Source organism: Bacillus sp. M13(2017) (genome assembly GCF_002218325.1).
GTDB lineage: Bacteria > Bacillota > Bacilli > Bacillales > Bacillaceae_G > Bacillus_A > Bacillus_A thuringiensis_K.
On sequence record NZ_KZ268500.1, the window covers coordinates 186,374 to 198,083 of the forward strand.

Sequence of the window (11,710 nt, forward strand, 5' to 3'; positions counted from 1 at the left end):
CCTTGGGGACATGCCTTTTTATCCGTTCAATTATGCTCTATCTTTAGAAGAATTTTGTTGCTTTAATAAGTCACGAATTTCGCCAAGAAGTTCTTCTTCTTTTGTTGGTTCCGGAAGTGCCTCTTCTTTTTCTTCTTCTCTCTTAGATGTTAGTTTGTTGAATACTTTAACGAACATAAAGATAGCCGCTGCAATAATTAAGAAATCAAAAATAGTTTGGATGAAGTTACCGTACATAATAGATGATTTACCGAATGTAATTTTTAAATCTGTAAAGTCAACGCCACCTAATACCATACCAAGTAATGGTGTGATGATATCTTTTACTAAAGAACTAACGATTTTACCGAATGCAGCACCGATTACAACCCCGACAGCTAAATCGATTACATTCCCTTTGAAGGCGAATTTTTTAAACTCGTTCCACATGTGTTAATCCCATCCTTTCCACGATTCATTATGAAATTTATAATTCCTATCAACATATTCTATAGAAATTTGTGACAGAAATAAAGGGGGAATGGGAATGAAAGTAAATTCTGAAAAATGTATCCGTTTTAATTTTTGCTTACATTATCTAGTAGAGATTGCAATAGTTGCTGCGTTTTTAATCCTTCTAATCCATCTACAACAGGCTTTGTATCTCCGTGTACACATTCAATAAAATGACGAACAGCATCTTCAAAACCACGTTGTTTTAACGTCGTATCCCATGATGGGGAACCACTTTGTGAAACTGAGTTTTCCTGTTCAATTTCAAATGTATTCATATTTTTTACGCGAATGATTTTCCCTGGCGTTACAAGTTCAATTTGTTCTAAATTAGTACCGGCATGGCGATGCATTGCAGTAGAAAGTAATAGTCCACTTGGAGTTGTATATGTATGATGTCCGTAAAGAAGTTCATTCTTTTCATTGATTTGTATCATATTGTGAACGGCGTTAAGGTCATCATTAGCTAACCAGCGAGCAGTATCTACAATGTGTAAATAATCATCTAACATAGTGAAGTCGTACGTATATGGCCCGACTTTATTTGTACGATGCTTTTCAATGCGAATCCATGAAATATCATTAGCCTGTTCTTTGGCAGCGACATACATAGGAACGAATCTGCGATTAAATCCGACCATTAATTTTCGGTTATACTTCTCGCTTAACTCGACTAGTTGCTCAGCTTGTTCCACTGTAGCTGCTAGTGGCTTATCAACATAAACGTCGATTCCCTTTTTCAGAAGTTCAGAAACGATTTCATAATGTGAAGCAGTTGAACTATGAACGAAGATTGCATCGCATTCCGAAGCTAACATTTCAATAGAATGAAAGTCTTGAATACGGTATTGCTGGCAAACTTGTTTTCTTTTCTCAGCGTTAGGTGTAAACGCCCCTACAAAATTCCAATCTGTTTCTTTTGTAAGTGTTGGAAGGTAGGCTTTTTGCGCAATACTTCCAAGTCCAATCATCCCAATTTTAGGTTTGTTCATGTGTATTCCCACCCTATTAATAGTAATGTAACGGGTTAAATGTAGCATAGGGTGGGGGAGGAAGGCAAAAAATAGCTTTTTACTTATTCCCTTCTAACAAAATCTTCTCTATCTCTTCAAAGTTATGAGCACGAGCATGCTCTAGCGGGGTAACACCATCGTTGTCTGGAATAGTTACATCTGCGCCGTGCTCAATAAGAAGGCGAATGACTTGTTGCTGTGTTTCGTTTCCGTTACTTAGTACGATGGCTTCCATTAAAGCTGTCCATCCCAGGTTATTTACATGATTTACATCAATATTTGTTCGAGTGAGGAGTTCTTTTATAACGTCAATATAGCCATGTTCTGAGGCTGGGATAAGAGCTGTTCCGCCGTAAAGATTTGTAATCGTAGGATCTGCACCAGCATCAATTGTTAGTTTTAAAATGTCTAAGTAACCTTCCGCACCGGCGTATAGAAAGGGATTGTTTTTCATGTCATCTTGGATATTTACGTCAGCACCAGCTTCGATAAGTGCTTTTGCGGTTTTTACATCATTTTTGTATGTAGCAATCATAAGAGGGGTACGTCCTTGATTATCCGTCGCATTTATATTTGCACCTTGTTTTAGTAAAGATATAACAGTATTCGTTTCATTTTTTTCAGTAGCTGCTAGTAGTGCAGTCTCCATGTTTGTCATCTCCTTTTTGACTTCTTGTTCTTGCGAGCATCCTTGTAAAAAAATTACGCAACATATCATACTGAATGTTTTTTTGAACATGGAATTTCAACCTCCTAATTTCAACTGTAAAATAGGAACATTAAATTTTTATAAACTGACGCTAAAATTACTATAAAATTGCTTGAGTAATTGAACATATATTTTTATGCTTATAAATAATAAGGTTTGATAAAGTGAGGATTTAAGATATGTCTATTAAAACAAGGTTTTTATTTTCTTATATTGCTGTTATCCTCGTTTCCATTACGCTTATATTAGTCGCGGGATTTTTAATCGTTTTTTCGATAACAGGTGACTTGGAAGCAGTAAAAAATTTCTATAAAAGTTCTTATATTCAAAAGCCACTTACACCAGAAGAAGAGAATGCCTATCTTGAGTTGAAGTCAGCAGCTAAACAGCATCAATCTCAATTGTTAGATGAGTCGTTTGTCTCAGCAATAGAAAAAGAGGGTGTGAAAATAGTAGTAAGAAAAGGAGAAACACTTTCATATGCTTCAAACGTATTTGAAAGTGTATCTTTAAAAGAAGCCCTTCCGAAATTTGAAGCGGCAAATATTAATAGTCGTGGTACAACGGAACTAGGCGATACATTTTATCGATATGTAAAGTTTGATTTTTATTTTCCTCAGGAAGAAGAGGGAAGTATATTTGTACTAAAAAAGCAAAGTTCATTTGTAGATCTTACACAAAAATTATTTCCAATCTTATTCGTATCTCTCTTACTACTAGCCATTTTACTCATTGGATTATTAAGTTACCTCGTTTCAAGAAGTGTAATAAAACCAATTTTTGTATTGAAAGGCGCAACGGAGAAAATTAAAGAAGGAAATTTAGATTTTCAAATACCAGTTACATCACACGATGAAATAGGGCAATTAAATCAAGGATTTGAGGAAATGAGGAAGAGATTAAAAGAATCGATAGAGATGCAAACACAGTATGAAGAAAATAGAAAAGAGCTTATTTCAAACATCTCTCATGACTTAAAAACACCGATTACATCAATTATCGGATATGTAGAAGGAATAAAGGACGGGGTAGCAAATACGCCAGAAAAAATGGATAAGTATTTAACAACTATCCATACGAAGGCAAAACATATGGACACACTAATTGATGAACTCTTTTTGTTTTCGAAGCTCGATTTGAATCGAGTTCCCTTTCAGTTTGAAACGGTTGAATTAAATATGTTTATGCAAGAGTTAATCGAAGAGATGCAAATGGATTTAAGTAAAGAAGGTATAGAAGTTAACTTACAATTACATGCATCACCACTATATGTAACGGCTGATTGCGAAAAGATCAATAGAGTTATATCAAATTTAATTCATAATAGTGTGAAATACATGGATAAAGAAGAGAAGAAAATTACTGTAACAGTATCGAGTGATAATAATAAAGTTATTGTGAAAGTGATGGACAATGGATCAGGTATAGAATCTGATACATTGCCGTATATCTTTGAACGTTTTTATCGTGCAGAACAATCGCGGAATTCTAGCACAGGTGGAAGTGGACTTGGTTTAGCAATAGCGAAGCAAATTGTTGAAGAACATGGCGGGGAAATTTGGGCGGAAAGCGAGCTTGGTAAAGGGACAAGCATTTTCTTCTCATTGGAAAAAGTAGAGGAATGTGGTGAGTAAATTGAAAAGAATTTTACTAATAGAAGATGAAGTAAGTATTGCAGAATTACAGCGAGATTATTTAGAAATTAATGATTTCCAAGTTGATGTAGAGCATTCAGGAGAAATAGGTTTACAAACAGCCTTGCAAGAAGACTATGATTTAATTATTTTAGATATTATGCTTCCGAAAATGAACGGATTCGAAATTTGTAAACAAATACGTGCTGTAAAAGATATCCCGATTTTACTTGTTTCAGCAAAAAAAGAAGATATAGATAAAATTCGCGGACTCGGATTAGGAGCGGATGATTATATAACGAAACCGTTTAGCCCGAGTGAATTAGTCGCAAGAGTAAAAGCACATATTGCCCGTTATGAAAGATTATTAGGAAATGTGAGTAAGCAACGTGATACGCTATATATTCACGGAATTTCTATCGATCAACGAGCGAGGAAAGTTTTTATAAACAATGAAGAAATCGCGTTTACAACGAAGGAATTTGATTTATTGACATTCTTTGTAACGCATCCAAACCAAGTATTAAATAAAGAACAGTTATTTGAACGCATTTGGGGATTAGATTCCGCTGGTGATTTAGCCACTGTTGTCGTCCACATTAGAAAACTACGTGAAAAAATTGAAAGAGATCCTGCTCACCCGCAATACATTGAAACGGTATGGGGAGCTGGTTATCGTTTTAATGTGTAGGGAACCTGTCAAAGTTTTGGCAGGTTTTTTTATGTGATCAAAAGGGGAAAATAGGTAATTTATGTTAAAATATAAAGAGAGATAAAACATAGGAGAGTGTGAGAGGGCGTGCTACATTTTGGGAGATACATTAAAAGATAATAAATCAAACAAGGCTTTAAAGATTGGAACCAATATCATACTTATCTTATTAATTATCGGTGCAATACAAATGTTTTATGATGAAGATTATACAAATGATCATTTTGGTTGGTTATTTATGATGGTCTTTTTTGCAATTAAAATAGTTTCTAGTTTTCTAATAAGTTTAAAAGAAGGAGATAAAAAGGCAGTATTTATTGATTTAGGTTTAGTGGTTTTGTGTGTTCTTCTTTTAATTGTTACTAGTTGAAATACTTCTTTTGAAAAAAGCTCATAGTCTCATAGAGGCTGTGAGCTTTCCTTAATAATAACGGTACTGGCGTAATGATTTATAAAATGTTTGAGTAGTAGAAGTAAACTGAGCAGCTTCTTCTAAAAAAGGATAATGATTACTCTCTTCAAGTGTCACAAAAATAGAATTACGTATGCCCTCATGCATATCGATAGAACACTGAATCGGGCACTGCACATCGTGTCTTCCGCATATAATAAGGGTCTTTGTTTGGATGGAAGATAAATTCTTTCTTAAATCAAATGAAAGATATTCATTGGTGAAAGCATTCATACGGCTAGCGGACATAGTTTTTTGGATTGGTTTACAAAAATAAGAATTGTAGTTTTCCGGTTTATATAATGATAATTTTGTTCTCTTAGTAGATAGCTCTTTCCGTTCTTCACTTGTAAGGAGAGGGTTTTTTAAGTTTTCGATGAGTTTTTGCATATAATGAAACTGCGGATGTTCTAGATGATAAATGCAAAAGGGTGTTTCGGTGTAGTTGCTTGCTGCCGCTCCAACGAGTACTAATGATTGTAAGGAATTTGGATAGGTAATTGCATATAAAAGTCCAAGCATACCACCTGTTGAATGACCGGCGAAATGCCATGTTGGAAGTTGTAATGCTTCTCGGATGGCTTCTAAGTCGTGGATTGTTTCAATCATGCTTAATTCGTTTTCTGACTGGGCGGTTACAGAGCGACCAGTATCTCGTAAATTAATGAGAAATACACGATGCGTAGCAGTAAAAACATCCGCAAAGTAATCACCAGTTTCATTAAATTGTGAATAGTGATGTGTAATACAAAGCGATTCGCCATTTCCTTTTGTAAAGAGTTCAAATGTACCGCGTTTCGTGTTGATTATTTGTTGTGTCCACATAATATCACGACCTTTTCTCATAAAAGTTGGGCCAGACTGTTATGAAATAAAAATATATCAGCGATTATTAGAATATATCGGCGCAACTCGGAATATATCAGCGATTATCAAAATATATCGGCGCAACTCGGAATATATCAGCGATTATTAAAATATATCGACTTACCGACAGAAAACGACAATAATAGCAAGCTTTAAATAAAAGGAGGCTATTCAAAAACGAGCCTCCTTTTCGTTTAGTATAAAGATTTTGTCATATTATTCCGAATAATTTCAAGGGATTTCGCTACAGTTAATGCATTCTTTTCTTCAATTTCTGGTTTACGGGGGATAGGTTTATACATGTTGTCTGGATCTTCCCATGTGAGGGGAAGTTCTGTTTCTGCTTGTCCTTTCCAAGCTTCAATCCATTCTGGAGGGAGATAACCTGAGATGTTGTGGATGTTGTTCATTTCGAGCCAAATGAGTGCCCAAGCTCTTGGAACGACACGCCAGTGATCATAGCCACCGCCGCCGACAGCAATCCAGCGACCGTCGCAATATTCGTTAGCGATTTCGCGAGCGAGCTTCGGTATTTCGCGGTAAATATTCATTGTCGCACAAAGATGTGTAAGTGGGTCGTAGTAATGTGCGTCAGCACCATTTTGCGTTAAAATAATATCCGGTTTAAAGTACGCTGCAACTTCTTTTACAACAGTTCGATATGATTCTAAGAACGATTCATCTTCTGTAAAAGCATCGAGTGGAACATTAAAAGAATAACTATAACCATTACCTTGTCCACGTTCGTTTACAGCGCCAGTTCCAGGGAATAAATAGCGACCAGTTTCATGCAGTGAAACGGTGCATACGTTAGGGTCATCATAAAACGACCATTGTACGCCATCACCGTGATGAGCATCTGTATCAATATATAAGACGCGTAAACCGTATTTCTTTTGAATATATTTCATTGCGATAGAACTGTCGTTATAAATACAAAAGCCAGATGCTTTGCCGCGAAAGCCGTGATGTAAGCCGCCGCCCAAATTAAGTGCGTGTTTTACTTTTCCGGAAAGAACAGCATCGACAGCTGTTAACGTACCGCCAACGAGCAATGCGCTTGCTTCGTGCATATTTGGGAACATCGGTGTATCTTCTGTTCCGAGTCCATATGTCATCGCAATTGATTTTTCTAACTTTCCTTCTCCAGCACGTTTTACCGCATTTATGTACTCCTCTGTATGAACGTAGGCAATCTCTTCATCTGTAGCCATCCGTGGTGAGATGATTTGAGAGGGAGAGATGAAACCGCCCTTTTGTAATAAATCATACGTAAGTGTGACGCGCAGTTGGTTAAAAGGATGATCAGGGCTAAATGAATAGCCCAGAAAATCATCCGAATAAATAAACGCGCTACTCATGCTTGCATCCCCATGATGTTTGGCCATAATACGCGGTAGCCTTCTGCTTCAAGTGCATCAATCACTTTTAGAGGATTCATCGTTTGAATGCGGAAAACGAGTACTTTATCATTCTCATCTTTTGCTGGGTAGACGAGAACGCTCACGATATTTATTTGTAAATCACTAAAAATAGCAACGACTTTTCCAAGAATACCAGGTTCATTTTTTACTTGAATTTCAATTTGCGAACTTGGTTGATGTGCTCCTGTTAATTTTACTAACGTGTGCAGTACTGTAGATTCTGAGATTATTCCAACTAACTTCCCAGCTTTTGTAACAGGAAGACAGCCAATTTTATTTTCAAAAAATAAAGTAGCAATTTCCTCAACGAAATCGAGAGGGTGGCAAGTCATTACAGGATGTTTCATAATAAGTTCAAGCGGTTGCTGTAGCATATCGAGTGAAACTTGTTCATCTAGAATAGACGGACTTGCATCTCTTACATCCCGATCAGAAATAATGCCTACGACGTGATTATTTTGATCGACAATTGGAATGTGCCGAATGCCTTTCGTGCGAATCGTTCGGATTGCTGTTTCGATTGTATCGTTTGGATGTAGTGTAACTACATTTTGATTCATAATTTCTTCTACAATCATTCCAGTTGCCCCCTTTATTAATACATAAAACGATTGTGAAAACGTAGACGATCAAAAGCTTGAATAGAATCCGTATCAACGCGTTTACCGATGCGGACCATTAAACAGTTGGCGGGATGTGAACAAATTTCAGGATCGTCTGTAGCCATCCATTGTAACCCGCCGGCATTCATCATCTTTTCCATTACTTTTCGGTATTCCCAAACATTTAATCCTGTTTGTTTCAAATCCCAGTGCCAATAATATTCAGTCGTCAATATAATGTAATCTTCCATATAATCGTCCATCATAGAAACCTCTAGTAAGTTCTTTCCGACAGAACTCCCGCGGAAGGCTGGGACTACTTCAATTGCCCCAAGCTCAATTAAGTTTTCTATTTTTCCTTCTGACCATCGTTCAAGTGGATCAGGATATAAATATGTAACATATCCAACAATCATCTGGTCATGTCTAGCAATAATGAGTCGAGCTTCTGGTAATTTAGAAATTTCGACAATTGCTTTATATTGCTGTTCAGCAGGACGAAATGCAACTAAATCTGGATGAAATTCATACATTTCAAGATTATGTGTAGAGACAGGACCTTCAATAATTAAAGTGCCTTTCGCTGTTTTTAAGTTTCTAGCATTGTATATTTTTTTATGAATCAATGTATTGCTCACCACCTTGAGGGTTTGTGAATCTATTAATATCGTACTTTATAATATATGCGATGTGAATCGAATTTTGTCATTAAAAATTTGTCTAAAAATCAACAAATATACTGAAAATTTTAAATAATGTCATTATAATAGATAATAGAATACATAGGAGGGGGATGTAAAGTATGAAAGTAGAAACGCTTCCTGTCATTAAAGGAGAAAATAATTTGCCGAATTATGATGAGGCATACGCGAATTTTAACTGGGAAGAGGTTAATAAAAACTTTACTTGGAATGAAACAGGCCGAGTAAATATGGCGTATGAGGCAATTGATAAGCATGCGAAATCCGATCGAAAGAATAAAGTAGCTCTTTATTATCAAGATGGATCGCGAAAAGAGAAATATACATTTAAGGAAATGAAGGATTTTTCTAATAAAGCAGGAAACGTCCTTAAGAATTATGGCGATGTAGAAAAAGGCGATCGCGTTTTTATTTTTATGCCACGTTCTCCAGAGTTATATTTCGCACTTTTAGGTGCAGTGAAATTAGGAGCAATTGTTGGACCGCTATTTGAAGCATTTATGGAAGGCGCAGTTCGCGATCGCTTAGAAGATAGCGAAGCAAAGGTGTTAATTACAACGCCTGAATTGTTAGAGCGCGTACCATTAAATGATTTACCGGCTTTAAAAACAGTTTTCCTTGTTGGAGATAATGTAGAAGAAGGCGGTAAAACGGTAGCGTTCAATCCTTTATTTGAACAAGCTTCAAAAGAATTACATATTGAATGGTTAGGCCGTGAAGACGGTTTGATTCTACATTACACGTCTGGCTCTACTGGTAAGCCAAAAGGTGTGCTTCATGCGCAAAACGCAATGGTTCAGCACTATCAAACGGCGAAGTGGGTATTAGATTTAAAAGAAGACGATGTATATTGGTGTACTGCTGACCCGGGCTGGGTAACTGGAACAGCTTACGGTATTTTCGCACCGTGGTTAGTTGGAGCGTCAAATGTTATTTTAGGTGGACGCTTTAGTCCAGAAGCTTGGTATGAAGCACTGCAAGATTACGGTGTGACGGTTTGGTACAGCGCACCAACAGCATTCCGTATGTTAATGGGAGCTGGACAAGACGCAATTAAAAAATATGACTTATCACAAGTTCGTCACGTATTAAGCGTTGGTGAGCCGTTAAATCCAGAAGTAATTCGCTGGGGTATGAATGCATTTGGACTTCGTATTCATGATACGTGGTGGATGACAGAAACAGGTGGACAAGTTATTTGTAACTACCCTTGTATGGAAATCCGTCCAGGTTCAATGGGTAAACCAATTCCAGGTGTGAAAGCAGCGATTGTTGATAATGAAGGAAATGAAGTGCCTCCTTACACAATGGGTAACTTAGCGATTGCGAAAGGTTGGCCATCTATGATGCGCGGGATCTGGAATAACCAGCAAAAGTATGAATCTTATTTCATGCCGGGAGATTGGTACGTATCAGGCGACTCTGCCTATATGGATGAAGATGGATACTTCTGGTTCCAAGGACGTATTGACGATGTAATTATGACGTCAGGTGAGCGCGTTGGTCCGTTTGAAGTAGAAAGTAAATTAATCGAGCATGCTGCTGTTGCAGAAGCTGGTGTAATTGGTATTCCTGATCCGGTGCGCGGCGAAATTATTAAAGCATTTATCGCACTTCGAGCAGGATACGAACCATCTGATGAATTAAAAGAAGAAATTCGTCAATTTGTAAAGAAAGGCCTAGCAGCTCATGCAGCGCCACGACAAATTGAATTTAGAGATAAATTACCGAAAACGAGAAGTGGTAAAATTATGCGCCGCGTATTAAAAGCGTGGGAGCTGAATTTACCAACAGGTGACTTATCAACGATGGAAGATTAAGAGAGAAAGGTCTGAACGAAAAATGTTCAGGCCTTTTTTTTGTCAATAATAAAGGAGCTAATATAGATGAAGATACCGAATTTAGAAGGAGACATAGTGTGTTTACGTTCTGTAGAACCTGAAAAAGATTACACCGAGTGGTATGAGGCAATGAAAAATGCCGATATGCATCGTTGGACGGGGAATACAGTCCCGAAAGATAGTAATGAAATTAAAGAGTTGTTATACACTTATAAAAATTTGAAAGATATTATGGCTTGGTCAATTATAATGAAACAATCAAAGGAAATGATAGGGACATATTGGATTTCTATGCCAACTGTGAATGAAAATAAAAAGTTAATTGTGAGTGCAGAGGCTCAACGGATTGCACGTAAGTTTTGGCGTACAGGTGTTAATCGAGAGGCGAGAAATTTAATATATAATTATATATTTTTAAATTTAGATGTGGATGAAGTTCATGCACAGGCTTGGGATAAAAATATCAATTCATGCAGGTCTATGGAGAAAATAGGATTTAAATTAGAGAAACAAGTGAAACGCTCATTCCCTAAATACAATGAAATATTTTTGGAAAACCATTATGTACTATATAAAAAGGACTGGCTTACATAAAAGGTTATGGTTGAAAAAGATATTTGTTGATGTAAAATAAAAGAAACTTATATATACGAGTTAAAGGGGAGAGGAAAATGAAACCAGAAAAGGAAAAGATGATACTAGGAGAAATGTATATACCGGCTGATCCAGTTTTAGTACAAGAAAGAGAGCAAGCACGTATATTAACGAGAAAATTAAATGATACGCCAGAAGAGCAATTGAAAGAGCGTAGCGAAATCATAAAAGAATTATTCGGAACGACAGGAGATAATATTCATCTTGAATCTTCTTTTAGATGTGATTACGGCTATAACATTCATGTCGGTGAAAATTTTTACGCGAACTTTGACTGTACGATTTTAGACGTATGCCCGGTAACAATCGGAGTGAACTGTATGTTAGCTCCAGGTGTTCACATTTATACAGCAACGCACCCGCTTGATCCGGTAGAGCGTATAAGCGGATCAGAATACGGAAAACCAGTTACAATTGGCGATAACGTATGGATTGGCGGAAGAGCAATTATTAATCCAGGTATAACAATTGGAGACAATGCGGTGATCGCATCTGGTGCTGTCGTAACGAAAGATGTACCTAATAATGTAGTAGTTGGCGGGAATCCTGCAAAGATTATAAAAAAACTAAAATAATATTTGAACGAAGTGCCTTCCTCATCTGTATACAT

Annotated in this window: 13 protein-coding genes; 6 read left to right on the forward strand and 7 right to left on the reverse strand. The window is 36.7% G+C overall.

All coding sequences use genetic code 11. The features are described 5' to 3' along the window. Nucleotides 1-30: 30 nt before the first annotated feature. From mscL to CGQ22_RS01185, 3 genes are all read right to left on the reverse strand, one after another. On the reverse strand, nt 31-429 hold the full coding sequence (gene mscL / locus CGQ22_RS01175) for a large-conductance mechanosensitive channel protein MscL (RefSeq protein ID WP_000266999.1): 399 nt from the start codon (nt 427-429) through the stop codon (nt 31-33). A gap of 128 nt (nt 430-557) precedes the next feature. Further along, nucleotides 558-1,484, reverse strand: coding sequence for a Gfo/Idh/MocA family protein (locus CGQ22_RS01180; protein ID WP_001039692.1), 927 nt, complete (start codon nt 1,482-1,484; stop codon nt 558-560). A gap of 79 nt (nt 1,485-1,563) precedes the next feature. Next, on the reverse strand, nt 1,564-2,244 hold the full coding sequence (locus CGQ22_RS01185; protein ID WP_000475117.1) for an ankyrin repeat domain-containing protein: 681 nt from the start codon (nt 2,242-2,244) through the stop codon (nt 1,564-1,566). 149 nt (nt 2,245-2,393) lie between these two features. Between CGQ22_RS01185 and CGQ22_RS01190 the strand changes: the two genes are divergently transcribed. The 3 genes from CGQ22_RS01190 (at nt 2,394) to CGQ22_RS01200 (ending at nt 4,930) form a co-directional block, all read left to right on the forward strand. Next, nucleotides 2,394-3,848, forward strand: coding sequence for a sensor histidine kinase (locus tag CGQ22_RS01190; RefSeq protein ID WP_000023862.1), 1,455 nt, complete (start codon nt 2,394-2,396; stop codon nt 3,846-3,848). A gap of 1 nt (nt 3,849) precedes the next feature. Continuing rightward, complete coding sequence (locus CGQ22_RS01195; RefSeq protein ID WP_033673118.1) at nt 3,850-4,539, forward strand: response regulator transcription factor; 690 nt, start codon at nt 3,850-3,852, stop codon at nt 4,537-4,539. A 118-nt stretch (nt 4,540-4,657) separates the two neighbouring features. Further along, the gene (locus CGQ22_RS01200; protein WP_000502923.1) at nt 4,658-4,930 is read left to right on the forward strand and encodes a hypothetical protein; all 273 of its coding nucleotides are present in this window, start codon (nt 4,658-4,660) and stop codon (nt 4,928-4,930) included. Nucleotides 4,931-4,981: 51 nt separating this feature from the next. On the opposite strand, the gene CGQ22_RS01205 is transcribed toward CGQ22_RS01200, so the two are convergent. From CGQ22_RS01205 to acuA, 4 genes are all read right to left on the reverse strand, one after another. Next, nucleotides 4,982-5,857 (reverse strand): alpha/beta fold hydrolase, encoded by an 876-nt coding sequence (locus tag CGQ22_RS01205; protein WP_139032796.1) that lies wholly within the window; start codon nt 5,855-5,857, stop codon nt 4,982-4,984. Nucleotides 5,858-6,072: 215 nt separating this feature from the next. Further along, complete coding sequence (acuC, locus tag CGQ22_RS01210) at nt 6,073-7,239, reverse strand: acetoin utilization protein AcuC (RefSeq protein ID WP_000092790.1); 1,167 nt, start codon at nt 7,237-7,239, stop codon at nt 6,073-6,075. After that, complete coding sequence (locus tag CGQ22_RS01215; RefSeq protein ID WP_000634583.1) at nt 7,236-7,880, reverse strand: acetoin utilization AcuB family protein; 645 nt, start codon at nt 7,878-7,880, stop codon at nt 7,236-7,238. The genes acuC and CGQ22_RS01215 overlap by 4 nt, the downstream gene beginning before the upstream one ends. 17 nt (nt 7,881-7,897) lie before the next feature. Continuing rightward, the gene (gene acuA, locus CGQ22_RS01220) at nt 7,898-8,530 is read right to left on the reverse strand and encodes an acetoin utilization protein acetyltransferase AcuA (RefSeq protein WP_000581392.1); all 633 of its coding nucleotides are present in this window, start codon (nt 8,528-8,530) and stop codon (nt 7,898-7,900) included. Between the two features lie 176 nt (nt 8,531-8,706). On the opposite strand from acuA, the gene acsA reads away from it, so the two are divergent. From acsA to CGQ22_RS01235, 3 genes are all read left to right on the forward strand, one after another. Then, nucleotides 8,707-10,425, forward strand: coding sequence for an acetate--CoA ligase (gene acsA / locus CGQ22_RS01225; protein ID WP_000862049.1), 1,719 nt, complete (start codon nt 8,707-8,709; stop codon nt 10,423-10,425). A gap of 66 nt (nt 10,426-10,491) precedes the next feature. After that, on the forward strand, nt 10,492-11,040 hold the full coding sequence (locus CGQ22_RS01230) for a GNAT family N-acetyltransferase (protein WP_089148219.1): 549 nt from the start codon (nt 10,492-10,494) through the stop codon (nt 11,038-11,040). A 77-nt stretch (nt 11,041-11,117) separates the two neighbouring features. Beyond that, nucleotides 11,118-11,675 (forward strand): maltose acetyltransferase domain-containing protein, encoded by a 558-nt coding sequence (locus CGQ22_RS01235; RefSeq protein WP_089148220.1) that lies wholly within the window; start codon nt 11,118-11,120, stop codon nt 11,673-11,675. Nucleotides 11,676-11,710 lie beyond the last annotated feature (35 nt).

Coding starts and splice junctions, on each gene's coding strand:
- CGQ22_RS01190 (WP_000023862.1), top strand. CDS start 2,394: ATGTCTATTAAAACAAGGTTTTTATTTTCTTATATTGCTGTTATCCTC.
- CGQ22_RS01185 (WP_000475117.1), bottom strand. CDS start 2,244: ATGTTCAAAAAAACATTCAGTATGATATGTTGCGTAATTTTTTTACAA.
- CGQ22_RS01205 (WP_139032796.1), bottom strand. CDS start 5,857: ATGAGAAAAGGTCGTGATATTATGTGGACACAACAAATAATCAACACG.
- mscL (WP_000266999.1), bottom strand. CDS start 429: ATGTGGAACGAGTTTAAAAAATTCGCCTTCAAAGGGAATGTAATCGAT.
- CGQ22_RS01235 (WP_089148220.1), top strand. CDS start 11,118: ATGAAACCAGAAAAGGAAAAGATGATACTAGGAGAAATGTATATACCG.
- CGQ22_RS01215 (WP_000634583.1), bottom strand. CDS start 7,880: ATGATTGTAGAAGAAATTATGAATCAAAATGTAGTTACACTACATCCA.
- acuC (WP_000092790.1), bottom strand. CDS start 7,239: ATGAGTAGCGCGTTTATTTATTCGGATGATTTTCTGGGCTATTCATTT.
- acsA (WP_000862049.1), top strand. CDS start 8,707: ATGAAAGTAGAAACGCTTCCTGTCATTAAAGGAGAAAATAATTTGCCG.
- CGQ22_RS01230 (WP_089148219.1), top strand. CDS start 10,492: ATGAAGATACCGAATTTAGAAGGAGACATAGTGTGTTTACGTTCTGTA.
- CGQ22_RS01180 (WP_001039692.1), bottom strand. CDS start 1,484: ATGAACAAACCTAAAATTGGGATGATTGGACTTGGAAGTATTGCGCAA.